Origin of the sequence: Sporosarcina sp. P18a, assembly GCF_002743135.1 — a bacterium.
Taxonomy (GTDB): Bacteria; Bacillota; Bacilli; order Bacillales_A; family Planococcaceae; genus Sporosarcina.
On sequence record NZ_PDYQ01000001.1, the window covers coordinates 69021 to 95263 of the forward strand.

A 26243-nucleotide genomic window follows, 5' to 3' on the forward strand; every position below is an offset into this window, starting at 1 on the left:
AATTTCCCCCTTGATTTTTTTCAATAAAAAAAACATCTCTAGGGGAAATGTTAGAAATGCGAGTACGTATAAAATAACATGCTATTTGTAAGCATGCGATTATACACTGCGTCTGTCTAACACTTCCCTATTCACCGTAGGATTAGCGTCATGAAAAATAGGCAGGTGTCTGGCTGGACGCATTAACGTCTTCACAGTGGCGGGACCGCTCCAAGAAAAGGATTCCCTTTTAAGAAATGAAAGTATTTTCATTCCACCTACTTTTCAAACTATTCAATTCAGATGATTGTCTCTAAAGCTATCACATGCAAAATAGTGTGTCAACTCGCTGTTAGAATTTAATGATAAATGCTAAAAAACAACTAACGATATGGAAGTATAATACGAAATGATAAAACAACATATTACGCCGACTGTTATATAACTGTTTATGAATAGGTTGTCTCGAAGGCGGATAACTATGATGTGAAAATTTTCACAATTCAGTTGAAAGTAAACTAGACTTTAGGTATGATATGTACTAACACGTCTTCAAGTGAAGAGATCATTTGTCTTTATTGTGTCGATTTTAGATCGACGGGCTATGGGGTGTTGCCGGATAATAGATAATGATGGGTGTTCATCGCTATATGTTATACAACAGTGTAGCGGAAAAATTTTAAGGGGTGGCTTTTATCCATGACAAACTATGAACAAGTAGGTAAATTGCAGGTCGCAACAGAACTATATAACTTCGTAAAAGAAGAAGTTCTTCCGGGCTTAGAAATTCAAAATGATCAATTTTGGACAAACTTTGATTCGCTCATTCATGAACTTGCTCCTGAAAACAAAGCACTATTAGAAAAACGTGATGAATTACAAAAGGCCATTAGTGAATGGCATCAAAATAATAAAGGCGAAATTGATTTCGTTAAATATAAAGAGTTTTTACAAGAAATTGGCTACTTAGAGCCAGTTCCTGAAGATTTCAAAGTGACAACAGCTAATGTTGATCATGAAATCGCAAACCAAGCGGGCTCACAATTGGTAGTGCCGATCGATAATGCTCGTTATGCATTAAATGCAGCGAATGCACGATGGGGAAGTTTATACGATGCACTATACGGATCTGATGTAATCAGTAATGAAGCGGGTGCTGAAGCGGGTGTTGAATACAATCCGATTCGTGGACAGAAAGTAATTGATTTCGCGAAAAACTTGCTAGATCAAGCGGCGCCTTTGGCTGAAGGTTCACATGCAGATGTAACAGCTTATAAAATTGTTGAAGGCAAACTTGAAGTAACGCTTGAGAGCGGTAACAAGACTCAATTGCAAGATGAGTCCAAGTTTGTTGGATATAATGGATCCAAAGATGCACCGACTGCAGTATTGTTGGTGAATAATGGATTGCATATCGAAATCGCTATTGACAAGAACAACCCGATTGGTAAAAGCGATAAGGCGGGTGTGAAAGATCTTGTAATTGAAGCAGCACTCTCTACGTTAATGGACTGTGAAGACTCTATTGCCGCAGTTGATGCTGAAGATAAAGTGGGCGTATACCGTAACTGGCTTGGTTTAATGAAGGGTGACTTGGAATCTACATTCAAACGAGGTAGTAAAACAGTTACTAGAAAATTGAATGCTGACCGTACGTATATAGGTGTAGACGGCAAAGAGTTGACACTGCGTGGTCGTTCATTAATGTTCGTACGTAACGTAGGTCATTTAATGACGAATAATGCAATTCTCGATGAAAATGGCAATGAAGTACCTGAAGGAATCTTGGACGGTGTTCTTACATCTTTAATTGCTACGCATAACTTTAAAGAAAATGTAGCGTTTAAAAACTCGCTTCATAATTCTATTTATATCGTAAAGCCGAAAATGCATAGTCCAGAAGAGGCGGCATTTGCGAACAAATTATTTAATCGTATTGAAGATCTGCTAGGTGTTGAGCGCCATACAATTAAAATCGGTGTAATGGACGAAGAGCGTAGAATGTCACTGAATCTGAAATCCGCAATCAATGAAGTGAAAGAACGTATTGCATTCATCAATACAGGATTCCTTGACCGTACAGGTGACGAAATCCATACGTCTATGGAAGCTGGTCCGGTCATTAGAAAAGCTGATATGAAGGCGTCCGAATGGCTATCTTCTTATGAAGCTGCAAACGTTGCAGTGGGAATCCGAGCGGGTCTACCTGGACATGCGCAAATTGGTAAAGGAATGTGGGCTATGCCTGACTTAATGGCTGCAATGCTTGAACAGAAAATTGCACATCCAAAAGCAGGAGCGAGCACTGCGTGGGTTCCATCTCCAACAGCTGCAATTTTACATGCATTGCACTACCATGAAGTAAATGTTAAAGAAGTACAGGCTGGAATTGACAGTTCGATCGATTATCGTGATGGTATCCTTACTGTTCCATTGGCACCTAATACGGATTGGTCTGCTGAAGAAGTACAATCGGAGCTGGATAACAATGCACAAGGGATCCTGGGCTATGTTGTTCGCTGGATTGACCAAGGTGTAGGATGTTCAACGGTTCCCGATATTAATGATGTCGGATTAATGGAAGATCGTGCAACATTGCGTATTTCCAGCCAGCACATTGCCAACTGGTTACGTCATGGCGTTTGTACGAAAGAGCAAGTACAAGAAACTTTGGAGCGTATGGCAATAGTAGTGGATCAGCAGAACGCTGATGACGAGTTATATCAGCCGATGGCACCGAACTATGATGATTCCATCGCATTCCAAGCAGCTTCTGACCTAATCTTTAAAGGGGCGGAACAGCCAAGCGGATATACAGAGCCAATTTTGCATGCTCGTCGTATTGAAGCAAAAGCGAAAGCAAAACAAAAAGCAGCAGTTCAAAACTAATAACCATTCCAAACCGTCTCTCTTTCATTGATGAAAGGGAGACGGTTTTTTACTTAATAATCAGAAATAGATATTTTTCTAATAAATCGGTTAATATGCTATGCTTACAGGAATGTTGGAAAAGGGGATGACTATATTATGTTGCAAACCGATCAAACAGTTTTTGTTTTAGTAGATGTACAAGGAAAACTCGCACAAATCGTCAATGAAAGCCAGGAACTACATGATAACTTGGAGAAGTTGATTAAAGGATTACAAGTATTGGATATTCCTATTCTATGGCTCGAACAATACCCAGATGGTCTAGGGCCGACTTCTGAATCGTTATCGAACTTGCTTGAAGGACAACATCCCATTTCAAAAATGACATTCAGTGCAATGGGCAACGAAGAATTTGTTAAACAACTCAATGAGTTGGGTAGGAAGCAAGTGTTGATTGCAGGAATTGAAACGCATATTTGCGTCTATATGACAGCGGCTGATCTTGTGAAGCAAGGTTACGAAGTAGAAGTGGTAGTGGATGCAGTTACTTCCAGAACAGAAGCTAATAAAATGATCGGCTTACAAAAGATGAAACATCTTGGAGTCTCAGGCACTTGTGTAGAAACAGCGTTATATGAGTTGTTAGGTGAGGCAGGGACTGATAAATTTAAGCAGGTTTTAAAAGTAATTAAGTAGAACATTCATCAAATAGAAAAAGCGAAATGCCTGAGATTTGGCATTTCGCTTTTTCTTACTCCCATTGTTCTCGCTGTAAATCTTCCGCAATGAGTTGTAGATCATCCGCGGTAATCGATAATAATTCATAGGCGGTATTTTCAGCTAGTTGCACTGCCATTTTTTTAAGAAACTTCGGTGACCCTTCATTTTCTTCATCATATAGAAGTAACAAAGCATCCGAATTTCGAAGTAGAAACTTATTCTTCTCTACAAATTGCCAAGGTGCTTCATAAGGTTTGTTTGTCAAACTCACTGTGTAATCCGCAAGTGATATGATTTGTTCATATGTCTCTTGTTTTATTTCATTCCAGTTCGATTGTTGATCGAGAAATGGTGTAATGACCGCGTATTGTAAATTTGGATAATCTTCTTGCAAGTCCCACACGCATTCAATAACCCACGTTTCAACTCCAAGCTGTCCACTGACTATAACCCATTCGAGTCCTTGATCTAGGAGAACTAGCAATTGATCTGTCAATGCCTTCTTGATGATAGGTATGCCTTTATGGTCTTCATTAAAGATTCCTAATTCATGGGCTTTATACCCGCTCACGAGTAAACGTTTAATCATTGTTGTCCACTAATTGCGGCTTGTGCAAGCTTTGTAATTGTCATGTCATCCATCGGTGGATTGTGAAGTCCGGCCCGCACATCGCGATAATATCGCTGGAGGGGATTCGACAATTCCAAACTTTTAGCGCCTACAATGCGCATGGCTAAGTTAACAATTTCTATCGCACTATTCGTTACAATCGATTTCGCTACCCCGAGTTCATTTTGTAAATGAACTCGACGTGCACGGTCATCGTAAATTCTCGCGATATCATAAAGTAAGTGGCGTGCTTTAATCAGCTCTAAATCCATCTTCCCGATTTGTGTTTGGATACTGAAAAGGGAAGCAATGGGTTCATTAAGGCTATTTGGCTGATAGGTGGCTGCAAAGTGCACCGCGTAATCACGTGCCGCTTGGGCAATTCCCATGTAACATGCGGGAATATGAAGAAGCCAGCCGTTTTGGTTGTTACCACGTGGTGCCTCATTCACTTCTACCAACTGATTATCTGTTGCTTCCACTTGATTTAGCACAAGTGTCTGGCTTTCCGTACCGCGCATGGAAATCATATGCCAAGTATCTCTGATGGAAAGGCCGGCCGTGTCACTTGGCAACAAGAAAAAACCTGTTTTTTGTTTTTCTTCAATCCAAACAGATACGAGAATATGGGTAAGGGCAGGCGCCATAGTCGTAAATGTCTTTTCACCTGAAATCACCCAACCATTCTCTGTGCGGACAGCAGTTGTTTGTGGTCGGCCGCCACGTGTAGGGCTACCGGTCTGTGCTTCGGTAACGGAACGATTCACAAGGGCACCTTGTTGGATCGCTTCACTAAACTGGGCTAACTGTTCTTCCGTCCATTTCCGGCTCTCATACAGTTCACCAACGACTCCTTGATGCCAGCCAATAGCTAGAGCGGTAGCACTATCAAAACGAGCGATGGTCTCCTGAAAGAGCACCATGTCAGTCACTGTGATACCCGCACCTCCTAATTCTTTAGGTAAGGTTAGCGTCGTATAGCCCATTTTCACGAGTTTTTCTATATTCTCTTTTGGAAACTTTGAGAGCTCATCAGATTGTTCTGAAAAGCTGCTGAAAAACGGACCTGCCTCAGTCAATTGATTGACCCATCGGCGTTGAAAGTCCGTTGTGATAAAAAGTTCTGTTGACACGAGTAACACATCCTAACCACTTCATTCTTGTACTGCTTTTCACTGCTGGCTTAATGTCAAATTTATATACAAACGCAAAATTGCCTTGAGTACTTCTCTCAAGGGTCATGAAATTCTAGTATACTAGAAAAACGAAATAAATACCATTCTGACGAAAGAAAAAAATACATGTCAAACTCTGTAAGATTTCACAATATAACTAAGAGAATAGTATAACTATTCGCAGTCACAATAGGAATTTCAAGTTTAGTCGAAACTCCTATGTGTGATTTTTTCGTAAAAAAATTCCATTTTATAAATTAAGGACCTTGGAATCAATTGTTGTCCGGATGTAAAAGTATAAAGACACATTGATAATTGTTTTTATAGTAGTGAAATGTATATAAATAACTAGAAAATATAAAATAGATGAAAACAAACGATACTACATGCTATATTTTTTAATTTGGCAGAAACTTTAAATTACTCTATGCGAATATGAATATTGTAGGGTATAATTGGCATTGCATACCAAATGTATACGAAGGTTGAAAATTGAATAGGGGAGAATGTTGAAGATGAAATTCACAGTTGGAAAAAAGTTATGGATTGGATTTATGAGTCTAGTCATCATTATCATTATTATTGGATTAATAGGGTTCTTAGCACTGAAGAATATTAACGAAAAGTATTCATTTTTAATTAACGATCGGATGCATAAGGTCATTTTGTTAGAGCGACAGCAAAACGATCAAAATAACTTAACTAAAAATATTAGGGGATATATGTTATATGGCTCGGAAACTTACATAAAAGAATTAGAAGAAACCCAATCTCGTATTGAAAATAACTTAACTGAATTGGAGAAAATCCTGAAGAATAACACTATGCGGAATGCATTGGTATCCATTCGGGAAGCTAGCAAAGAATACGATAAGGTACTACTATCCATTATAGAAGAGAAACGTGCAGGAAATGATGAACAAGCGCTTGTTATTGGAACGAATGGAGTAGGTTTTCAAATAACGATTTCCGATACTATCAATCAAATGATTGATTACCAAAGACAACAACAAGAACAGTTGGAAAAGGAAGTGGCGAGTTATACAAATAGCGCTATTTCATTGATGACAATCTTAATTGCACTAGGGATCATAGGCAGTGTAGTGGTCACGATGATTATCACTCGTTTGATAAGCCGCCCGGTTGGCACAATGACAACTGCACTAGCTGAAGTATCGGCAGGGAACTTTGCCATAGAAGAAGTGAAGATAAAAAATAATGACGAAATTGGCGATATGGCTATTACGCTAAATGAAATGGTTGCTGATTTACGTGGTATTATTGATCGAGCGAAAAATTCCGCTTTGCATTTAGCAGCACAATCAGAAGAATTGTCTGCAAGTGCAGAAGAGAGTTTGGCCGCTTCTGAAATGGTAGCAGAAATTTCGGAAAAGAACTTACAGACGAGTGAGATGCAAACGACTATTGTCAATCAAGCTACTATCTCAATGGAGGAAATGTTAACCGCCATTGATGTCATTACACAAGATAATGAGGACATGTTGAATTCATCAGATGATGTAGCGCAATTGGTAAAGCAAGGCTCTGCTTTAATGGGAGAAACGACCGATCAGATGACGAACATTAGTAAGACCATTGGCGATTCCATGGAAACGATTAATAAAATGTCCGAACACACTGAAAGCATTCGTGGCGTCACATCGATGATAGCGGCAATTGCCGAACAAACTAATTTACTTGCACTTAATGCGGCTATTGAAGCGGCGCGTGCAGGAGAACACGGTAAAGGCTTTGCTGTCGTAGCGGAAGAAGTGCGAAATTTGGCGGAACAATCCAAGCAATCTACGCAAGAAATTGGTCGAATGATAGATACGATCATTCATGATGTAGAAACAGTGGTGACGAGCACGAATGAAGGTAGAAAACGTGTGGCTGAAGGATTATTGTCAACAGAAAAAACAAATGCCGTCTTCTTGGACATCGAGCATGCAACATCAGACGTTAGTGAAAAAGTTTCTACAGTATCATCAGCAATCGAAGAAATTCGTGCGATGACAGATGAAGTAACAGAAGGAGCTAAACGAGTAGAAGAATTGGCGGTTCAAGCAGCGGCAGAAGCGGAATCCACTAGTGCTGCAACAGAAGAACAGTTAGCAGCCAATCAGGAAATCACATCTAGTTCACAAACATTGGCCGAACTTGCAGAACAACTTCAAAATGATATGTCACGATTTAAAGTGTAGAAAATCCAAAAAGAGTTGATTGCGCAGTTGGCAATCAACTCTTTTTTAATGGAAAATGCGCGATGGCCTCATAGGAGGGAGTTGCTTTAGGGTGAATCTTAAATAGGGTAAAACCCTCTATTATGATGGGAACAGGTTCAATAGACTTTTTTTCTAATTGCATTTTATCTGTAGTCTTGCGTTTTTTAGCTATCGTGATGTGTGGAACGAAGCGAGTATCTCTTTCCAAGTCAAGTATATCCTCTGTACGTCTAGTGATTTGCTTTTGTAGTTCGCGTAAAGACTCGGAATCCTGAACTGCTAGAAAAACTACACGTGGTCCACTTGCAGATCCGAAAAATGATAGACCTTTTACGTACACCGTGAATTCTGTATGCGATTTGGCGATTTTTTGTAGACAGGATTTCAGCCAGGGGAGTTTGGTGTCATCAAGCTCTCCAATATAGCGAAGGGTCAAATGCAAATCCTTATCATGTGGAATTACTTTGTACTTCTCGTTCAATTGATATTCTGTGCGAAATTGTTGTGCTATATCATCGACAGGATGAGCAATAGAGATGCCGATAAAATAATGTTGTACCAATTCCAGCTCACCTCCTATTCAATAGGTTCCCTCACTCCCTGAAATATATGCATACTAGCATAAAAAATCTGCGTATGGCTTGTAGTTTAGGGAACCCACTAACAAAACACATAAGTAATGTGTATAATAAGAGGGAGATATAACTGAATTAATACAATTGCAAAGGGGATGTCACGATGATTAAAACGTTGATTTTTGATCTGGATGATACATTGATATGGGATGCCAAGAGTATTTCCATGGCTTTTCAAAAAACTTGTGAGTATGCAACAAAGAAAACAGGGGTCAATCCAGTGGAACTTGAGCATGCAGTGCGCCAGGAAGCAAGAGATTTGTATGCTACATATGAAACATTTCCACATACTCAAAATATCGGAATTAATCCTTTTGAAGGATTATGGGGTGTCTTTGACGACGAAGGGGAAGAGTTTCAGAAAATGAAAGAGGTTATTCCAGGTTACCAAAAGGAAGCGTGGGTTAAAGGGTTGAAGAAACTAGGGATTGATGATGAAGCATTTGGTAGGGAATTAGCTGATGTATTTCCAAGAGAGCGTAAGAATCATCCGTATATATATGAAGAGACGTTTGAAGTGTTAGATAAATTGAAGGACAACTATCAGTTAATCCTTTTGACAAACGGTTCACCAAGTTTACAACAGATTAAACTGACGATCTCACCCGAGATACCTGATTACTTTGATCATATTATCGTTTCTGGTGCATTTGGTAAAGGAAAGCCTGATGCTTCTATATTCAAGCATGTTCTTGAGTTAAGTGGGGTTCAAGCAGATGAAGCGTTGATGATTGGTGATAACTTGATGACGGACATTTTGGGTTCAAGTCGTGTCGGTATGCGTAATGTATGGATTAATCGTGAAAATAAGTTACCGAATGAAGAAGTGAAACCAACGTATGAAATTGATAATTTACATGGTCTTTTTCCTATACTGGCCACATTAGAAAACCGATGAGTTGATCTCATCGGTTTTGATCCTTGTCCACTCATGTTTCACTGTTTGTACAGCAAGGAGGTATATCATGCTGGAATATATCATGGTGTTTTTGGGAGCGGCCATTCCATGGATCGAAATTATGATTGTCGTTCCGTTAGGTATTATTCGGGGTCTATCGCCTATATGGGTGATAGTTCTTTCATTTGCTGGCAATATGGCAACAGTTCTTCTATTGATTGTTGGTTTCCAAAATATTAAAGAATGGATAGCACGTAGAAAGCGAAAGAAGGGGAATAGCGGGTCGAAACGCCAACGACGTGCAGAAAAAATTATGAATACATACGGATTGCCGGTTTTAGCACTTGCTGGTCCAATATTGATTGGAACCCATATCGCGGCCTTTATCGGCCTCGTATTAGGCGCCAAGAAAGTGAATACGGCAATTTGGTCGGCGGTCAGTATTGCGCTATGGTGTGTAGTGTTCGGAATGCTAACGGTTATGGGATTTGATTTTTTTGTCGATCGTACATAAAAAAATCCAGCTGGAATTTACTTCTCAGCTGGATTTTCATATTTTTATAAATCGATTGCTTTTGCATCGTTTATATTTTGAACTTCTTTGATACGTTTGATAGAAGCTGACTCGACGTGGTTGTCAACAGCTAACATCATAATAGCATATCCGCCTTCAGTGGAACGTCCTACTTGCATCGCTGCAATATTGATATTCTCTTCTGCTAGAAGTGTACCTACGCGACCGATTGCACCAGGCTGGTCCATGTGTCGGATAAATAGTAAGTGACCGCTTGGAATCACATCTACTACATAATCGTCCACTTTTACAATGCGTGCTCCAAGGCCGTTTAGAAGTGTACCTGCAACTTTGCGAATACCTTTTTCAGTAACGATTTCTACTGATATTAAGTTCAAGAAGCCTTTACCAGTAGTTGTTTTTTGCTCATTCACTTTGATGCCATAACGATCAGCCAATAACTTCGCGTTTACATCATTAACTGTTTCTCCGAGATTACGCTTCAAAATACCTTTGACTGTGTTACGTGTTAATGCGCGCACATCGTAGTTTGCCAATTCACCAGCATATTGAATATTGATTTCATGGATAACCGAGTTCTGAATTTGGGATAAGAACATACCCAACTTCTCTGTAAGATCGAAGAATGGTTCGATTTTTGCCAATACATCACGGGAAACAGATGGCAAGTTTACTGGGTTACGAACCGAACCAATTGTCAAGAAGTTTACTACGTCACGGCTTACGTCAACTGCAACCGATTCTTGTGCTTCGAATGTACTTGCACCCAAGTGTGGAGTTGCTATTACTTCAGGTAATGTCAATAATTTGTGGTCAAGGAATGGTTCTTCTTCGAACACATCCAGTGCCGCGCCCGCCACTTTACCAGCAACAATTGCATCGTATAAAGCATCTTCATCAATAATTCCACCGCGTGCACAGTTGATAATTTGTACGCCGTCTTTCATTTTCTCGAATGCTTCTTTGTTGATCATTCTACGTGTTTCTTTAAGTAAAGGCGTATGAACTGTAATGAAATCAGCTACTTCAAGCACTTCATCTACAGTTCCAATTTCTATGCCCAATTTTTTCGCGATGTCTTCCGTTAAGTAGGGGTCATACGCCACTACATTCATACGTTGTCCTCTTGCACGTCTTGCAACTTCAGCCCCGATGCGGCCGAGTCCAATAATTCCCAAAGTTTTATCTTTCAATTCCACGCCAAGGAATGATTTTCTATCCCATTTATTGTTTTTCAACGAGTTGAAAGCTTGAGGGATTTTGCGTGCCATGGACATCATCATTGCAACTGTGTGCTCGGCTGCAGAGTTTGTATTGCCATCCGGCGCATTCACAACGATAATTCCTTTTTCGGTAGCTGCGTCCAAATCGATATTATCGACTCCTACACCTGCACGACCAATGATCTTTAATTGATCAGCTGCTTCCAACAATTCTTTTGTAACTGTTGTCTGACTGCGTACTAGTAATGCATCGAAATCTTTAATACGTTCTTTCAGCTGATCTGGTGTCAGGTCCGTCTCCATTACTATTTCAAAACCTTCTGCCTGTCGTAATGGGAAAATTCCGTCTTCGCTAAGTGGATCACTAATAAGTATTTTAAAAGCCATGATATTCATTCTCTCCTTCAATTGTTTGTAGTGGATTTTTTGTTGGAAAAGCTAAGTACAATTGATCGTCTATGTAAGTTGCGCGCTACCCCCCTTATAGGTAAAATAAAAAAGCCTTTCATCCCTTACATATAAGTAAGGGGCGAAAAGCTCAATAAACTAACGCGGTACCACCCTTGTTTTGCTGCAATTGCAGCCTTCATTCAGCATGCGTAACGTGCATGTGACGGATCAGCCTACTAAAATGTTCAGCGAATCAATTCGGAAGTGCCCCCAACCTCGGAATTTGCTAACTTTCACCACTGTGTCAGCTCTCTGGAAAATTCTTTTCAGGAAGGTATGTCTTCGTCAAAATTGTTTAGCAACTATTAATTTAGAATTAATCATAACACGTCAAAAACTATTGTCAATTGCTTTTCCAGAAAAAACGAAAAACCGTTAAACGCGAACGGTATTATTGAATTATTTGTGAACGTTCGTGTTTTGGGAGTTAATTATAAAAAAACATCTTGAATTTAATCAAGTGAAAGGAAATAGCATAAGTCGTCTGAAAGGAAGAAACGCAGGTATAAGTGTTATAGTGTGCGTATACTATTCATTTAGAGGAGTGTTGGAAATTGAAAAAGTTAGAATCTCTTGAGCAATTTGAGCAACTTAAACAAGAGGAAAAGGTGATTTTCTTATTCACTGCAGATTGGTGTGCAGATTGCAGAGTAATTGAACCATTCTTGCCGACATTGGAAACAGAATTTGCAGAGTATGAATTTGTTACAATTGATCGTGATGAATTTATAGATTTATGCAGTCAGTTGGATATATTCGGTATTCCTAGCTTCGTAGCATTCAGCGAAGGAACGGAGACAGGTCGTTTTGTCAGTAAGAATCGTAAAACTAAGGAAGAGATCGAAGAGTTTATTAATAGCTTAACGTAATGAAATGGTTGCCAGCGGGAAGATATGTGGCAATTAAACAAAAGGACTGAAGACAACTGCAGAAGTTGTTTTCGGTCCTTTTTATATAAGGAAATTAGCTACAAGAAGCTTTTATGTCGTGTATTACGTGAAATCTTTTAGTTGTTCCATAAGGATTTTAGCGCCTTGTGGACTGATATATATTCCGTTTGACAATAGTTTGTTTTCATCCATCACATCACCCGTGATAAAACATGCCCTGTTGATCTGATATTTTCTCAAAATGATTCTATCGTATTCTACGAAAATTTCAATCGGGTCGCCCTTATCGATCGACAAAGAATTTCGAAGTTCTTTTGGAATAACAATTCTACCGAGATGATCCACTTTACGAACAATACCTAAAGACTTCATAAGCTCCTCCTCGAAGAAAAGTAGTGGGTAATTTCTATTATACACCAAAACATATCATCTACAATTTACAAAACTTAAATGCGCAGAACAATTTGATAATTCTGCTATACAATTAATTTATTAATGCTATAATAGTCAGTAATTAAATATTTCTTATCAAGAGAAGCTGAGGGATTTGGCCTGATGAAGCTTCAGCAACCTCTGTGCATACAGGAAGGTGCTACCTCCAACAAGATTGTTGTCTTGAGAGATAAGAACGGTGAACGGTCAACCCTCCTTTTCTTATCCAAGAGAAATGAGGGCTTTTTTGTATAGAAATTGTAATAAATGAAAGTCAAGGGGGAAATAGAATGCCGATTAATATACCAAAACATTTACCTGCAGTAGAATTATTGAAAGAAGAAAAAATCTTTATTATGGATGAAGAACGTGCGACAACACAGGATATCCGCCCAATCAATATTTTAATTTTGAACTTGATGCCTGAAAAAGAGAAGACGGAGTTACAATTGCTCCGATTACTTGGTAATACACCTTTACAAGTGAATGTCACATTTCTTAATACAGCTAGCTATGTTTCGAAAAACGTCAGTCAGAATCATTTAGAAACGTTCTATACCACTTTTGAACATGTGAAAAATCGCCGTTTTGATGGCATGATTATCACGGGTGCTCCAATCGAACTTCTACAATTTGAAGATGTAGTCTATTGGAGGGAGTTGGAAGAAATCATGGAATGGACAAAAACGAATGTTACATCTGTCCTCCATATTTGCTGGGGTGCTCAAGCGGCTCTTTATCATCACTACGGAATTGAAAAGTTCGAGTTGCCAAAGAAATGTTTTGGAGTATTCTCACATGATATTACCGATCCGACAGTAAACTTGGCACGTGGATTCAATGATGTATATGTAGCGCCACACTCACGCCATACCGGAGTTTCATTAGAAGAGATAAAGAATCATCCCGATTTGACTCTACTTTCTGCTTCTGAAGAGGCTGGTGCATTCATTGTGATCTCAAATGATGCAAAACATATAATGGTAACTGGACATTTAGAGTACGATGCACACACATTAGGAGATGAATATGCCCGCGATTTAGAAAAAGGTGCGGACATTGATATTCCTGTAAATTATTATCCGAACGATGATCCGTCCAAAGAACCTATGAATACTTGGCGTTCCCATACGCATTTATTATTCTCGAATTGGCTCAATTACTATGTTTACCAGAAAACTCCTTATAACTGGAATTAAAAGAATTAGTGTATAAACTTCTATAGTTTGCACATACTCCCACTACTGGAGGTGTATGCAGTGAATATAGATGAATTTGGGCAATTAGCCTTTTGGGAAATGACATTGCGAACGGTGATCTCATTTGTTGTGCTGTTGATTTTGGCGCGTTTTATGGGGAAAAAACAAGTGTCCCAATTGACTTTCTTTCATTATGTGACAGGTATAACAATCGGTTCAATTGCGGCAAATTTGGCGGGAGAGTCTGAAACGCCATTCTTGAACGGCTTATATGGAATGGTTTTGTGGGCGACGTTGACAATTGTTGCCAACTTTTTATCATTCAAATCCATTAAACTCCGCGTATTACTCGATGATAAACCGATGATTGTCATTCAAAACGGAAAGATTTTGGAAGGTTCCATGCGTAAATTACGGTTGAGTTTCAATGATATAAATATGATGCTACGAGAGCAGTCGATATTTTCGATGAAAGACGTCAATTACGCGATATTCGAAACGAATGGTAATTTAAGTGTCATGCTGAATGCAGGTGAGAAATATGCGTCAAAGAAAGATGTCAAAGCACCAGCACCACCGCCAAAATATATTCCGACTGAAATTATTACTAACGGGAAAGTAGAAGAGAAAAACATGAGAGAGCTTCAATTGACCGATACGTGGCTGACTGAACAGCTAAAAAAACAAGGGATTTCCAAGCCAGAGCATGTTCTCTATGCAGAAATTCAGACAGATGGTAGTTTATATATTAATACATTAAAATCGACTTGACGTGAAGAGCCCTGATTTAATCAGGACTTTTCACGTTTTTTATAAGATTTCCCAATTTCTTTTTTTTGCTACAACGGTAAGTTTTTCATCTGGACGAACTGCTACTGGGCACCCAACCTTCTCTAAGACTGGAAGGTCGGAAATGCTGTCTCCATATGCGAAGCTATTGTCCCAGTCAACAGTTACTCCTTGTAGCGCTTGAGAAATTTGTTCATTTTTACGCGTACCTTGAATATGTAGGAATGGCCGATCCATTGCGATCTTTTCACCAATAGAAGGGATGTCTGTACCAATAACTTGATCAAATGTCAGGTGACTAGTGACTGCTTTTAAAAAAGGAGTATAAGCACCAGAAACGAGTAGGACATGGTAACCTTCCTTTCGATGTTCTGTCAGTCGATTAATGACTTGTTCATTGAAGTCAGGCATCATTTTATTATGCATACTTTTGAAAAACTCAAGTAGTTCTGTCATCGTCAATGAATCCAGGGCTTGTAGATAAAGGCGCATTGAGCGCTCTTTCATAATAGATTCGGGTAGTAATTTTAATTTATAGCGAATATATAGTGGTAATATCGAACGGTAAAAATTTTTATAATACTGCTTGTACGTAGGATGATTCTTTAAATGCTCCATCAGTAATTTAAAGGTTTCTTTAGTGTACAACGTACCATCAAAATCAAAGATCGCAACCCTCATATAAACACTCCTCCATTCTGTTCTTCTTCATAGTATACAAATATAACGAGTGTAAAAGCAAAAAGCAGATGGAGAAAACTCCATCTGCTTGATTTATTACTTATTGTAGGTTGTTGGGCATACCCGGTTGACCTTGTGAAGGCGCAAAAGAATTAAGCAACATATTCATATCCTGATCATTTAATTGTGGAACTTGATAATAGTGATGTTTGTTTTGGTAAATGGACAACTCGTATGCCATTTCTATACAGTTGGGTACGGAATCTGCAAGCACACGGCGAACGACTGGATTACATACTTCTAATGAAGCAGCCGTTTTGCCTGTAGCGCCTTCTTTTGTAGCGCCCAACAAAAAGCCGGAGATGATTTCATCATTGATTTCACCTGTAGATTGAATCGGCTTAGTAGGTGCCTTTTCTTTCATACCATAAATGAAGTCGCTGCCTGCCTTCATTTGATAGCGTTGTGTAGGATGTGAGGGATCTTTGCCTGTCTTGAAACTTTCGACAAGGATATTATACTCATCCAGCATGAATCGGTATTGTCGATCGAGAATATCCAAAAGTTCCGGATCCTGGACATGTGGACGTAAAATCATCGCTTGGTTCAATGCTCCGACTGACGCGCTTAATACCTCTTTAACATCAAATAACTCATGTCCACCGTGATTCATCGATGGGGGAACTTGTCCGCCTTGCATGTGTTGAGACGTTTCGAATTGATTTGTCAAATGTTTTTCCTCCTTCAATAGTCATGTACATCGAGATTAGTATGTGAAGTGATCGAAATCTTATGCACATGAAATTGTATTGATGTCCCATGCATAGTTCGCAACGCGCCATCATATCATAAGGATAGAACTCAGGAAGGGTAGTGGAGATACATGCAGATTCATGTAGTTTCGCAAGGTGAGAGTTTATATAAAATTGGTAATATATATGGTGTGCCATACGAGCAAATAGCAGAAGTTAATGAATTAGAAAGCGATATACGATTGGCTGTAGGACAAGCGCTTGTCATTCCGATAATAGGTTCGTATTACTGGGTGCGACCCGGTGATAGTCTCTATACAATTGCACAAAGGTATGGTCTAACAGTTGCGCGATTGGCAGAAATTAATGCAATCAACCCGACGAGACCGTTAATGATTGGTCAGCGTCTATATATACCACAAGAAGTGAAAACGATGATTGATTCATTATTATATGTAGAACCGCGTAATCCAGTCAGTCAAGATATGCTCTCGGAAGTTCGAGAACGTGTGGATGGTCTTACGTATCTCGCGATGTTCAGTTATGAAGTACAACGTGACGGATCACTCAAAGCACCAGCTCTAGCAGATATTCCTACTATCGCAAAAAACGCAGGTGTTGTAAATTTGCTAGTTCTGACGAATTTAGAAGACTTTACATTCAGTGCGGAATTAGCGCATGTTATTTTTACAGATCAGGCAGTGCAAAACCGAATGATTCAAAGTGCGATTGATATAGCAAAAGAGATCGGCTATGGCGATATTCACTTCGATTTTGAGTTATTATTCCCGGAAGATCGGGAATTATATAATCAATTATTACGCAATGCACGCGATCAAATCCATAAAGCAGGCCTTACGATTTCCACAGCACTTGCACCAAAAGCCGGGGAAGTCACGACAGGTATTTATGGCGCTCATGATTATAAAGTGCATGGAGAAATTGTAGATTTCGTTGTATTAATGACCTATGAATGGGGATATACGTATAGTGCACCACAGGCTGTTAGCCCAATTGGTCCGGTCACAAGAGTAGTAGAATATGCAGTTAGTCAAATCCCGAATGAAAAAATTTTTTTAGGTCAGAATTTATACGGCTATGATTGGACAGCCCCATTTGGTCAATCGGACAGTAAAGCTGCCAGAGCATTAAGCCCGCGTGCCGCTACTAATCTGGCAATTGAGCAGAATGTTGCAATTGAATACGACGCCCTAGCTCAAGCGCCGCATTATACGTATTACGATGAACAAGGAACCGAACATGAGGTGTGGTTTGAAGATGCACGAAGCATCAACGAGAAGTTTAACTTGCTGAAGAGATTCAAGTTGCGGGGAATCATGTATTGGAAACTTGGCTTAGCATTCCCACAAAACTGGTTGTTATTAGACGATCGATTTACAATTCGTAAGCGATAAATATAAGAGCCTTTCCTTAGAAAAAGGAAAGGCTCTGTCATATGAGTTCTCACTCGTTAGTTAACAATTTCATTGCGCTTTGGAACATCTCCATATCTGGATTTACGAGTAAAGCAGGTAGGAAAGCAAAAGTCATGATCAGGAGTAGGTTTGCTCCCAAGATTGATCGAATTGTACTTGTTTTCTTTGTCATAACGCTTCGCCTCTTTCTTTTCGTATTGTTCTCACTAGTATGTGTATGCGCTTACATTTATAACCCCACATAGTTTGTTTGAATAGTTTAATAATACTCCGAACTCACGCGATTGTAAATGATAAAGTTAAAGATAGTACATAAAATTGACACAAAAGTTAAGTCAAAACACAGATATTATAAAAAAATCTTGTAACTTACTATCTTTTCAGTGATAATATTGGAATACAAAGAAATATTTAGAACAATTAAAATTCAATTTATCTAATAGAATTTACTCTTTAATCATATAAGTATATTTAATTATAGCCACTGAGTAAATGAGTGACTGGTCAGTCGACAGTTTTTTTAATTAATACCTAGGGAAAGGGATGATCGCAAATGACAAAGATTGATGAGGTAGAATATAATAATCGCAAACGAGCAAATGATTACGTTCATAATGTATATGAATTGGTGAAGAAAAGGAATCCGGATGAAAAGGAATTTCTACAAGCGACAAGAGAGATTTTTGATTCTCTTCGTCCTGTCTTTGCTAAGCATCCCGAATTTATGGAAAACGGAATACTAGAACGCATCACAGAGCCGGAAAGAATCATTTCCTTCCGTGTAGCGTGGGAAGACGATAAGGGCAAGGTACAAGTAAATAGAGGTTTCCGCGTTCAGTTTAATAGTGACCTCGGACCTTATAAGGGCGGACTTCGTTTCCACCCATCTGTTAATAATAGTATTATGAAATTCCTCGCTTTCGAACAGATTTTCAAAAATGCCTTGACAGGTCAACCAATCGGAGCGGGTAAAGGTGGCTCTGATTTCGATCCGAAGGGTAAATCTGATCGTGAAGTCATGCGCTTTACACAAAGTTTCATGACAGAACTTAGCAGACATATTGGACCGGACATTGACGTGCCAGCAGGCGATATTGGTGTAGGTAAACGTGAAATCGGCTATCTGTTTGGTCAATACAATCGGATTAAAGGTGGCTATGAAGCAGGTATTTTAACTGGGAAAAATCCTGATCACGGTGGAAGTCTTGGTCGGAAAGAAGCAACTGGTTATGGTACAGTATACTTTGTAGATGAAATGCTAAAAGAAAATAATCTTTCATTGGAAGGTCAGACTGTTGTAGTTTCAGGTTCAGGTAATGTTTCGACATATGCAATGGAAAAAGCAATGCAGCTCGGAGCGAAAGTTGTGGCATGTAGTGATTCTGATGGCTATATCTATGACAAGAACGGAATTGATCTTGACTTGGTGAAGGAGCTAAAAGAGTACGGCAATAAACGTATTTGGGAATATACGAAAGAACATATTGATGCCGAGTATCATGCTGATTGCACAGAAATTTGGTCTATTCCATGTGATATTGCATTACCGTGTGCCACACAGAATGAAATCGATGAAATTGCAGCACATATGCTGATCGCAAATGGTGTAAAAGCGGTCGGTGAAGGCGCAAATATGCCTTGTACAATTGAAGCGATTGAAATTTTTCAAGAGCATAATGTATTATTCGCACCAGCGAAAGCTGCCAATGCTGGCGGTGTAGCCGTGTCTGCTATGGAAATGTCTCAGAACAGTCAACGCCTATCATGGTCAGAAGAACAAGTAGATATGCACTTGAAAGAAGTAATGCAGAACATCTATAAAGACTGTAGTACTGCAGCAGTGGACTATGGTAAACCAGGCAATCTAGTAATGGGCGCCAACGTAGCAGGCTTCCTAAGAGTAGCCGATGCAATGGTTGCGCACGGAATTCGATAAGTAATATAAAACAGACACATTTTTTTACATAATGTGTCTGTTTTTTTATACTTATCTATTGCGTTTAAAATGACATATGTTATTATAAAAATACATTAAGTTGAATAAACATACAGCAGCTTGAATGAAAGGGGATTTACCCATGGAAAAGAAGAAAGTAATTTTAGCCTACTCAGGCGGTTTAGACACATCAGTTGCAATTCAATGGTTAACGGATCAAGGATATAGCGTAATAGCGGTTTGCTTAGACGTTGGTGAAGGGAAAGATCTAACTTTCATTAAGGAAAAAGCTCTTACAGTTGGCGCGGTTAGTAGCTATATAATTGATGCACGTGAAGAATTTGCACAAGATTTCGTCCTTCTTTCATTGCAAGCTCAAACCTATTATGAGAATAAATATCCACTTGTCTCTGCCTTATCCCGTCCGCTCATTTCCAAAAAGTTAGTGGAAATTGCACATCAAGAACAAGCGACGGCAGTAGCTCATGGATGCACAGGAAAAGGAAATGACCAAGTACGTTTTGAAGTAGCGATCAAGTCACTAGATCCAACGCTTGAAGTCGTAGCGCCTGTGCGTTCATGGAGCTGGTCACGTGAAGAAGAAATTCATTATGCAAAAGAACATCATATTCCGATTCCAATTGATTTGGATAATCCATACTCAGTGGACCAAAACTTGTGGGGACGAGCAAATGAATGCGGAATTTTAGAAGACCCATGGGCAACACCTCCAGAGGACGCATTTGGTTTAACGGTTTCCATTGAAAATGCACCCGATACCGCTGATATAATCGAGATTGGCTTTGAACAAGGTGTTCCGGTTACGATTGATGGGGAAAAGTATATATTAAGTGAATTGATTACCATGTTGAATGAACTGGCTGGCAAACATGGGATAGGTCGTATCGATCATGTAGAAAATCGTTTAGTCGGTATCAAATCCCGTGAAGTATATGAAGCCCCAGGAGCTATTACGTTGTTGAAAGCACATAAGGAACTTGAAGATTTAACGCTTGTGAAGGAATTAGCACACTTTAAACCCATCATTTCACAAAAACTTGGTGAGTTGATTTACAACGGTCTTTGGTTCTCTCCTTTACGTAATGCACTAGAGGCATTCATTAAAGAGACACAGCAATACGTCAACGGTACAGTTCGTGTGAAGTTGTTTAAAGGCCACGTAATAGTAGAGGGTCGTAAATCTCCTAATTCCCTATATAATGAGAAATTAGCGACTTATACATCTGATGATGAATTTGATCAAGCGGCAGCGGTCGGTTTCATTAAGCTATGGGGATTACCTACTGAGGTGCATAGTATGGTCAATAAAAAGCAAATCGTGAAGAAGCCTTAAAATAGATAGTGAGAGCAGCGTGGCCAAAAGGTTCGCTGCTCTTTTTTTGGAACTACTTTACATTCATCTCCGTCTTATGAATATAGCAGGGGGTGAACGAATGAAGAAATTATGGAGGATCATCGTACTGGCAGTTTTGATCATTGCGGGACTGGGGATGTTTTGGATGTTACCAGGAGAAAGAATAAAACAAGCACAACAGATGAAAGCGAATGGAAAATATGACTATGCAATTATTCTAGGGGCCAAAGTGAACGGAGAAGTTCCTTCGCTGTCATTGCGTTACCGATTGGAGAGCGCTGTGGAGTATGCTACGCAGTTCCCGCATGTACAGTTGGTTCTTGCAGGCGGACAAGGAAAAGACGAAGACATTAGCGAAGCTGAGGCAATGTATCGTTTTTTACAACAACATGGAATTGCGAAAGAACGCTTAGTTATGGAAGACCAATCTACCTCCACAAATGAGAATCTTCAATTCAGTCAGAATATCATCCCTGAAGTGGCGGGAGTGACTATCATCAGCAGTGACTATCACTTGGCTAGAGCGAGGTTTCTTGCAAGACAGATAGGATGGGAGTCTGATGTTGTTGCAGCAAAGACGCCTGAATCCATAAAAGCAAAAGTATTAATTCGAGAGCGTTTGGCTTTGTTAAAAACATGGCTATTCAGACGATAGTGATATTCCAAAATAAAAAGTGACGAAACTCCAAAGAAGTTCTCGTCACTTTTCCCCTTATAAGGAAGAAATTTTATGGAATTCTGGCTGGCCTTCTGTAAATGTAGCCAAATAGTTAAAACCAATGGACTGAAATAACTCTAAAGATTCCTTAAACTCATGTGCAATTTCTGTTGTTCTATGCGCATCGGAACCAAGTGTAATGATTTCACCTCCACATTGTTTATATAAACGCAATATATCTTCACTTGGCATATTATGCGGCAATCCGTAGCGAGTTCCCGAAGTATTCAGTTCGATCCCTTTACCTTCTGGTATAATAGTATTGAAGATCTTTTCTAAATAGTCATGAAATAAATGAGCTGGCGGCTGATCGGTATAGCGTTTAATTAAATCTGCGTGTCCAAGCACGCTGTAACGCTTATAATGCTGAACACAATATAATAGTTCTTTATAATACGTCCCAAAAGCTGCCTCTGTTGAACGATCTTCAAACAACTCGCGATAGTGTAAGGACTTATTTTCGACTGTGTGTAGTGAACAGATGACGAAATCAAATTCATGCTCGTCCATCAGTTCTTCGTATAGATGTAATAGATCAGGCTGCAAGCCGATTTCAACACCTTTTTTAATCTTCAGTTGGCCATTGAATTGTTCATTTAATTGAAGAATCTTTTGTGCATAGTCGAGTTTGTCAAAATCGAAATGAATGGTTTCATCCGGATATTCATAATCGATATGATCGGTGAAACAGATTTCAGTAAGGCCTTTAGCTATAGAGGCTTTAGCCATTTCCTCCATGGGGATTTCACAATCCGCTGAAAATGCGCTGTGCATATGGTAATCAAACATAGTTTCCAGTCTCCTTTTCTATAGTACATATTGTAGCAGATGAACGCTGCTTCTAACAGTTGACAACGGTCTACAAAACCATTATAGTAATAATTAACTTTAGCGTGGTAAAGCAGTGAAGTGTATTTTACTCATGGAAGGCGGTAGAAGATATCTTGTATTCTGAAATTCTTGGAAACGAACATGAAAAGCATGAAAAGATCATCGGCATATTAGGAAAACGATTCACTACATATGGCTATAAACGCATTAAAACATCCGCATTTGAACAATATGATCTGTATTCCAATGTACGTACCTCAATCAATCAAAATGAAATGATCAAAGTAATTGACTATACCGGTGAAGTACTCGTTTTACGACCGGACGTTACGATACCATTGACACAGCAACTCGTTCAGTTGCATGATAATTTACCTGAAGAAATGCGTTATTATTATGTGCAGGAAGTCTTTAGACAGACATTCCAGGAAAGTGAACGAATCGGTAAAACGCAGGCAGGGGTCGAGTTCTATTGCAAGAGTTCACCGGCATCGGATGCTGAAACGATCATGCTTGCATGTCACGCATTACGAGACGTAGGTTTTACAGATGTGAAAATTGAAATTGGTTATGCAGGATTCTTCAATGAATTGATCGCGGATTCCAATATCACAGCAGAACAAACAGCTGAACTCAAGACGTTGATTCAAGCAAAAAACGTCGTAGAAATAGGTCCATTCCTACAGCGGTTGTCAATTGATCCTTCCGTTAAAGAAGTACTCGAGCAATTACCTCTATTATACGGTGCGCCTGAAGTAGTGTTTGAAAAACTACAAAACTTACAGGTTAGTGAATCGGCGCAAGAGGCAATCAACTATTTACAAAAAACGTGTGATATCGTCGAATTATATGGATTGAAGAAGCATATCGTCATCGATCTTGGCTTGATCAATCATATGGGGTATTACTCAGGAATCATTTTCCAAGGCTATGTAGAGAATTTTGGCAAGCCGGTATTAATGGGTGGACGCTATGATGCATTAAGTGAAGAGTTTGGCATGAAATTACCAGCAATTGGTTTTGCATGTGAAATCGAATCATTAGTCAAAGCTTCATCCAATAAAGGTCAGAAGGAACGATATAGCATCGACGTGACTGTATTATATGAAGAAAGCCGTATTAAATACGCAATCGATATAACGAATGAGTTAAGAGAGCGTGACTATCGTGTCATTTCTAAATCTATGATTGATGCAAAACACCAGTCAGACAGTCTCTACACGATTCAATTAACAGAACAGCAAAATAAACTAGTAGATCAAGAAGAGACAAAAGAGTTCATCGATTTCAAACAATTGCTTGATTTTATCGCAAGCAAGAAAGGGGTACCTGAATGGATTATCTAACAGTGGCGATGGCAAAAGGACGAACGGCAGAACGTGCGATGAAGTTTCTTGAGAAATCAGATGTACATTTTTCAGAATTCACTGATGAAAGTCGGAAGCTCGTCATTTATGACGACAAGCAAAAGATTAAACTCATTTTTGTCAAAGCAGTAGACGTTCCAGTGTACGTTGAAAAAGGCGCAGCTGACGTAGGGATTGTTGGAAAAGATGTCATGATGGAAGATCCACGTGATGTCTATGAATTACTGGATTTAGGAATTGGACGTTGTAAGCTTGCGGTAGCGGGATATCCCGATACACCAATTGAAAACATACCATTTCTAACAGTTGCTTCAAAATATCCATTAGTTGCGAAAGAGTTTTTCGACAAAAAAGGTATTCGTACTGAAATGATCAAATTAAATGGATCGATTGAACTCGCACCATTGATTGGCATGTCAGATGTCATTGTCGATATCGTCGAAACGGGTACAACATTAAAAGAAAATGGCCTCGTTGTCTTGCAGGAGATGGCGGATGTCAGTGCACGATTAATAGTCAACAAGGCAAGTTATGCTACGAAAACTGAAGATATCCAGCAATTCATCAAAGACATGAAGGAAGGTTTGGAGGTGCGTTCATGAAGATCATTCGTGGGGCTGAATTCATAGAAGAACTACTAGAACGAGATGACTCTAATCAAACGGATCTGGAGTTTGATCGCAATGTCTTATCCATCATTGACAAAGTTCGTTCTGAAGGCGACGAAGCATTACTGGATTTCACTGAATGTTTTGACGGAGTGAAGCTTGACCGCTTGATCGTCACAGAAGAAGAAATCACTGAAGCAGAACAAGCAGTTACAGAAGATTTCTACCGCGCATTGCGTGCAGCAAAAGAGCGAATCACGACTTATCACGAAGCACAAAAAGAGCAATCATGGTTTTTAAATCCGAATGAAGGCATCATGCTCGGTCAGAAAGTAACACCAATCGACAGTGTTGGATTGTATGTCCCGGGCGGAAAAGCCGCCTATCCGTCGACGGTCTTAATGAATGCATTACCGGCTAAAATTGCGGGAGTCGGACGAATTTCCATGGTGACACCCCCACAACGTGACGGCAAGATTAATCCTCACGTTTTAGTAGCAGCGAAAGAAGCGGGAGTCGATCGAATTTTTAAAGTAGGTGGAGCACAAGCAATAGCTGCCCTAGCGTACGGAACAGAGACAATTGAAAAGGTCGTCAAAATCACTGGACCTGGAAATGCATACGTTGCGAGAGCGAAAAAGTGGGTGTTCGGTGATGTAGCAATCGATATGATTGCTGGACCAAGTGAAATTTGTGTCGTAGCCGATGCTAATACAAATCCTGTTTATGCAGCAGCAGATTTACTATCTCAAGCAGAGCACGATGAGCGTGCGGCGGCAGTATGTATCACGACGAGCGAAGCATTTGCGACCGAGCTTTCCAAGGAAGTTGAACGTCAGCTAGCTGAACTCGACCGCAAGGAAATTGCAGCACAATCTATAGAACACTTTGGACGTATCATTGTAGTCGATTCACTACAAGAAGCATTTGATACGGTGAACCGTTTAGCACCAGAACATTTGGAGCTAATGATCGATCATCCTATGGAGCACTTGGCTGCTATACGAAACGCTGGAGCTATTTTCCTAGGCCAGCACTCCCCTGAAGCATTGGGTGACTATATGGCTGGACCAAATCACACATTACCGACGAGTGGAACAGCAGCGTTTTCTTCTCCATTAGGCGTATATGATTTCATGAAAAAGTCGAGTATTATCTACTATTCCGAGAACGCTTTGTTAGAAGTGGCAGATGACATCATTACATTAGCAAATGCCGAACAATTAACAGGACATGCCAACTCGATTAACGTACGAAAGGCAGGATACGAATGCGAAAACAACAATTAACACGTAAGACAGGCGAAACATCTATTGAAATGGAATTTTCGTTAGACGGTACGGGAAAGACGAATATCAACACGGGTGTGGGATTTTTCGACCATATGCTGACGGCATTCGCAAAACACGGACGCTTTGATTTATCCGTAACATGTGATGGCGATATTGAAGTGGACCAACACCATTCCGTAGAAGACGTTGGTATTGTTCTAGGTCAATTATTCAACCAATGCATCGGCACAAAAGAAGGAATAGAACGCTATGCGTTAGTTTCCACACCAATGGACGAAGCACTATCCACAGCATCTATCGACATCAGTGGCCGTTCATTCCTTGTATTTAACGTAGACGGAATGAAAGACAAAGTAGGGGAATTCGACACAGAACTAGTCGAAGAATTCTTCCTAGCATTTACAAACAACGCCAAAATCACATTACACATCAACTTGAACTACGGAAAAAATACACACCACATTATAGAATCCGTATTCAAAAGCTTCGGCCGCGCCCTACGAGTAGCCAGCACCATCAACCCAGACGTAAAAGGCATACCTTCTACTAAAGGGTCTTTGTAATAGGTTTTTAAGGTTTGATATTTGCTGTAAATTAACAATAATAACAATTTACT

25 protein-coding genes and 2 riboswitches are annotated in these 26243 nt (G+C 39.6%); of the genes, 16 read left to right on the forward strand and 9 right to left on the reverse strand.

Going from position 1 to position 26243, the window contains the following annotated elements; translation table 11 throughout:
* Window positions 1-143 precede the first annotated feature (143 nt).
* A riboswitch (cobalamin riboswitch) is annotated at window positions 144-276 on the reverse strand.
* A gap of 402 nt (window positions 277-678) precedes the next feature.
* Window positions 679-2868: a malate synthase G gene (locus tag CSV75_RS00385; RefSeq protein WP_099674310.1), complete on the forward strand. Its 2190-nt coding sequence runs from the start codon at window positions 679-681 to the stop codon at window positions 2866-2868.
* Window positions 2869-3006: 138 nt separating this feature from the next.
* Window positions 3007-3546, forward strand: a complete 540-nt coding sequence (locus CSV75_RS00390) for a hydrolase (RefSeq protein ID WP_099674311.1) — start codon at window positions 3007-3009, stop codon at window positions 3544-3546.
* 55 nt (window positions 3547-3601) lie between these two features.
* Here the strand turns inward: CSV75_RS00390 and CSV75_RS00395 are convergent, their stop codons facing one another.
* Both CSV75_RS00395 and CSV75_RS00400 read right to left on the reverse strand, forming a co-directional pair.
* Window positions 3602-4159: an SLOG family protein gene (locus tag CSV75_RS00395; protein ID WP_099672598.1), complete on the reverse strand. Its 558-nt coding sequence runs from the start codon at window positions 4157-4159 to the stop codon at window positions 3602-3604.
* The gene (locus CSV75_RS00400; RefSeq protein WP_199171271.1) at window positions 4156-5313 is read right to left on the reverse strand and encodes an acyl-CoA dehydrogenase family protein; all 1158 of its coding nucleotides are present in this window, start codon (window positions 5311-5313) and stop codon (window positions 4156-4158) included. Before CSV75_RS00400 ends, CSV75_RS00395 begins: the two co-directional genes overlap by 4 nt.
* A gap of 557 nt (window positions 5314-5870) precedes the next feature.
* On the opposite strand from CSV75_RS00400, the gene CSV75_RS00405 reads away from it, so the two are divergent.
* Entirely contained in the window at window positions 5871-7559 is a 1689-nt protein-coding gene (locus CSV75_RS00405) for a methyl-accepting chemotaxis protein (protein ID WP_158231549.1), read from the forward strand.
* Between the two features lie 34 nt (window positions 7560-7593).
* Here the strand turns inward: CSV75_RS00405 and thpR are convergent, their stop codons facing one another.
* Window positions 7594-8142 carry an RNA 2',3'-cyclic phosphodiesterase gene (gene thpR, locus CSV75_RS00410; RefSeq protein WP_158231550.1) on the reverse strand — a complete coding sequence of 183 codons (549 nt, stop codon included), beginning with the start codon at window positions 8140-8142 and terminating at the stop codon, window positions 7594-7596.
* A gap of 176 nt (window positions 8143-8318) precedes the next feature.
* On the opposite strand from thpR, the gene CSV75_RS00415 reads away from it, so the two are divergent.
* Together CSV75_RS00415 and CSV75_RS00420 are read left to right on the forward strand one after the other, a co-directional pair.
* Window positions 8319-9113: an HAD family hydrolase gene (locus tag CSV75_RS00415; protein WP_099674314.1), complete on the forward strand. Its 795-nt coding sequence runs from the start codon at window positions 8319-8321 to the stop codon at window positions 9111-9113.
* 67 nt (window positions 9114-9180) lie between these two features.
* Window positions 9181-9627, forward strand: a complete 447-nt coding sequence (locus CSV75_RS00420) for a small multi-drug export protein (protein ID WP_099636810.1) — start codon at window positions 9181-9183, stop codon at window positions 9625-9627.
* Between the two features lie 44 nt (window positions 9628-9671).
* Here the strand turns inward: CSV75_RS00420 and serA are convergent, their stop codons facing one another.
* The gene (gene serA / locus CSV75_RS00425; protein WP_099636811.1) at window positions 9672-11258 is read right to left on the reverse strand and encodes a phosphoglycerate dehydrogenase; all 1587 of its coding nucleotides are present in this window, start codon (window positions 11256-11258) and stop codon (window positions 9672-9674) included.
* Window positions 11259-11875: 617 nt separating this feature from the next.
* On the opposite strand from serA, the gene CSV75_RS00430 reads away from it, so the two are divergent.
* On the forward strand, window positions 11876-12190 hold the full coding sequence (locus CSV75_RS00430) for a thioredoxin family protein (protein WP_099631434.1): 315 nt from the start codon (window positions 11876-11878) through the stop codon (window positions 12188-12190).
* 123 nt (window positions 12191-12313) lie between these two features.
* Here CSV75_RS00430 and CSV75_RS00435 read toward each other — a convergent pair whose 3' ends face one another.
* Complete coding sequence (locus tag CSV75_RS00435) at window positions 12314-12583, reverse strand: AbrB/MazE/SpoVT family DNA-binding domain-containing protein (protein WP_099636813.1); 270 nt, start codon at window positions 12581-12583, stop codon at window positions 12314-12316.
* Between the two features lie 150 nt (window positions 12584-12733).
* A riboswitch (SAM riboswitch) is annotated at window positions 12734-12840 on the forward strand.
* 93 nt (window positions 12841-12933) lie between these two features.
* Here CSV75_RS00435 and metA point away from each other — a divergent pair.
* Window positions 12934-13842, forward strand: a complete 909-nt coding sequence (gene metA / locus CSV75_RS00440; RefSeq protein ID WP_099674315.1) for a homoserine O-acetyltransferase MetA — start codon at window positions 12934-12936, stop codon at window positions 13840-13842.
* A 66-nt stretch (window positions 13843-13908) separates the two neighbouring features.
* Window positions 13909-14613 carry a YetF domain-containing protein gene (locus CSV75_RS00445; RefSeq protein ID WP_369825346.1) on the forward strand — a complete coding sequence of 235 codons (705 nt, stop codon included), beginning with the start codon at window positions 13909-13911 and terminating at the stop codon, window positions 14611-14613.
* Window positions 14614-14652: 39 nt separating this feature from the next.
* Here the strand turns inward: CSV75_RS00445 and CSV75_RS00450 are convergent, their stop codons facing one another.
* Both CSV75_RS00450 and CSV75_RS00455 read right to left on the reverse strand, forming a co-directional pair.
* Entirely contained in the window at window positions 14653-15312 is a 660-nt protein-coding gene (locus CSV75_RS00450) for an HAD family hydrolase (RefSeq protein WP_099674316.1), read from the reverse strand.
* Window positions 15313-15412: 100 nt separating this feature from the next.
* On the reverse strand, window positions 15413-16042 hold the full coding sequence (locus tag CSV75_RS00455) for a spore coat protein (RefSeq protein WP_369802733.1): 630 nt from the start codon (window positions 16040-16042) through the stop codon (window positions 15413-15415).
* A 153-nt stretch (window positions 16043-16195) separates the two neighbouring features.
* Here CSV75_RS00455 and CSV75_RS00460 point away from each other — a divergent pair, with 153 nt between their 5' ends.
* Window positions 16196-17479, forward strand: a complete 1284-nt coding sequence (locus CSV75_RS00460; RefSeq protein WP_099674317.1) for a LysM peptidoglycan-binding domain-containing protein — start codon at window positions 16196-16198, stop codon at window positions 17477-17479.
* Between the two features lie 49 nt (window positions 17480-17528).
* Here CSV75_RS00460 and CSV75_RS16385 read toward each other — a convergent pair whose 3' ends face one another.
* Window positions 17529-17672, reverse strand: coding sequence for a hypothetical protein (locus CSV75_RS16385; RefSeq protein WP_199171272.1), 144 nt, complete (start codon window positions 17670-17672; stop codon window positions 17529-17531).
* Between the two features lie 381 nt (window positions 17673-18053).
* On the opposite strand from CSV75_RS16385, the gene gdhA reads away from it, so the two are divergent.
* The 3 genes from gdhA to CSV75_RS00475 all read left to right on the forward strand — a co-directional run bounded on the left by gdhA (window position 18054) and on the right by CSV75_RS00475 (window position 21466).
* The gene (gene gdhA, locus CSV75_RS00465) at window positions 18054-19436 is read left to right on the forward strand and encodes an NADP-specific glutamate dehydrogenase (RefSeq protein WP_099636817.1); all 1383 of its coding nucleotides are present in this window, start codon (window positions 18054-18056) and stop codon (window positions 19434-19436) included.
* 142 nt (window positions 19437-19578) lie between these two features.
* Complete coding sequence (locus CSV75_RS00470) at window positions 19579-20790, forward strand: argininosuccinate synthase (protein ID WP_099674318.1); 1212 nt, start codon at window positions 19579-19581, stop codon at window positions 20788-20790.
* A gap of 100 nt (window positions 20791-20890) precedes the next feature.
* Window positions 20891-21466, forward strand: a complete 576-nt coding sequence (locus CSV75_RS00475) for a YdcF family protein (protein WP_099672589.1) — start codon at window positions 20891-20893, stop codon at window positions 21464-21466.
* Between the two features lie 57 nt (window positions 21467-21523).
* On the opposite strand, the gene CSV75_RS00480 is transcribed toward CSV75_RS00475, so the two are convergent.
* Window positions 21524-22318: a histidinol-phosphatase HisJ family protein gene (locus CSV75_RS00480; RefSeq protein ID WP_099674319.1), complete on the reverse strand. Its 795-nt coding sequence runs from the start codon at window positions 22316-22318 to the stop codon at window positions 21524-21526.
* A gap of 155 nt (window positions 22319-22473) precedes the next feature.
* Between CSV75_RS00480 and hisZ the strand changes: the two genes are divergently transcribed.
* From hisZ to hisB, 4 genes are read left to right on the forward strand one after another with little or no spacing between them, the layout of a single operon-like run.
* On the forward strand, window positions 22474-23706 hold the full coding sequence (gene hisZ / locus CSV75_RS00485) for an ATP phosphoribosyltransferase regulatory subunit (RefSeq protein WP_158231551.1): 1233 nt from the start codon (window positions 22474-22476) through the stop codon (window positions 23704-23706).
* Window positions 23694-24329 (forward strand): ATP phosphoribosyltransferase, encoded by a 636-nt coding sequence (gene hisG, locus CSV75_RS00490; RefSeq protein WP_099631444.1) that lies wholly within the window; start codon window positions 23694-23696, stop codon window positions 24327-24329. Before hisZ ends, hisG begins: the two co-directional genes overlap by 13 nt.
* Entirely contained in the window at window positions 24326-25624 is a 1299-nt protein-coding gene (gene hisD / locus CSV75_RS00495; RefSeq protein WP_099674321.1) for a histidinol dehydrogenase, read from the forward strand. Before hisG ends, hisD begins: the two co-directional genes overlap by 4 nt.
* Entirely contained in the window at window positions 25606-26190 is a 585-nt protein-coding gene (gene hisB, locus CSV75_RS00500; RefSeq protein ID WP_099674322.1) for an imidazoleglycerol-phosphate dehydratase HisB, read from the forward strand. Before hisD ends, hisB begins: the two co-directional genes overlap by 19 nt.
* The last annotated feature ends 53 nt before the right edge of the window (window positions 26191-26243 follow it).

Coding starts and splice junctions, on each gene's coding strand:
- CSV75_RS00385 (WP_099674310.1), top strand. CDS start 679: ATGACAAACTATGAACAAGTAGGTAAATTGCAGGTCGCAACAGAACTA.
- CSV75_RS00390 (WP_099674311.1), top strand. CDS start 3,007: ATGTTGCAAACCGATCAAACAGTTTTTGTTTTAGTAGATGTACAAGGA.
- CSV75_RS00395 (WP_099672598.1), bottom strand. CDS start 4,159: ATGATTAAACGTTTACTCGTGAGCGGGTATAAAGCCCATGAATTAGGA.
- CSV75_RS00405 (WP_158231549.1), top strand. CDS start 5,871: ATGAAATTCACAGTTGGAAAAAAGTTATGGATTGGATTTATGAGTCTA.
- CSV75_RS00415 (WP_099674314.1), top strand. CDS start 8,319: ATGATTAAAACGTTGATTTTTGATCTGGATGATACATTGATATGGGAT.
- CSV75_RS00420 (WP_099636810.1), top strand. CDS start 9,181: ATGCTGGAATATATCATGGTGTTTTTGGGAGCGGCCATTCCATGGATC.
- serA (WP_099636811.1), bottom strand. CDS start 11,258: ATGGCTTTTAAAATACTTATTAGTGATCCACTTAGCGAAGACGGAATT.
- CSV75_RS00435 (WP_099636813.1), bottom strand. CDS start 12,583: ATGAAGTCTTTAGGTATTGTTCGTAAAGTGGATCATCTCGGTAGAATT.
- metA (WP_099674315.1), top strand. CDS start 12,934: ATGCCGATTAATATACCAAAACATTTACCTGCAGTAGAATTATTGAAA.
- CSV75_RS00450 (WP_099674316.1), bottom strand. CDS start 15,312: ATGAGGGTTGCGATCTTTGATTTTGATGGTACGTTGTACACTAAAGAA.
- CSV75_RS00460 (WP_099674317.1), top strand. CDS start 16,196: ATGCAGATTCATGTAGTTTCGCAAGGTGAGAGTTTATATAAAATTGGT.
- CSV75_RS16385 (WP_199171272.1), bottom strand. CDS start 17,672: ATGACAAAGAAAACAAGTACAATTCGATCAATCTTGGGAGCAAACCTA.
- gdhA (WP_099636817.1), top strand. CDS start 18,054: ATGACAAAGATTGATGAGGTAGAATATAATAATCGCAAACGAGCAAAT.
- CSV75_RS00470 (WP_099674318.1), top strand. CDS start 19,579: ATGGAAAAGAAGAAAGTAATTTTAGCCTACTCAGGCGGTTTAGACACA.
- CSV75_RS00475 (WP_099672589.1), top strand. CDS start 20,891: ATGAAGAAATTATGGAGGATCATCGTACTGGCAGTTTTGATCATTGCG.
- CSV75_RS00480 (WP_099674319.1), bottom strand. CDS start 22,318: ATGTTTGATTACCATATGCACAGCGCATTTTCAGCGGATTGTGAAATC.
- hisG (WP_099631444.1), top strand. CDS start 23,694: ATGGATTATCTAACAGTGGCGATGGCAAAAGGACGAACGGCAGAACGT.
- hisD (WP_099674321.1), top strand. CDS start 24,326: ATGAAGATCATTCGTGGGGCTGAATTCATAGAAGAACTACTAGAACGA.
- hisB (WP_099674322.1), top strand. CDS start 25,606: ATGCGAAAACAACAATTAACACGTAAGACAGGCGAAACATCTATTGAA.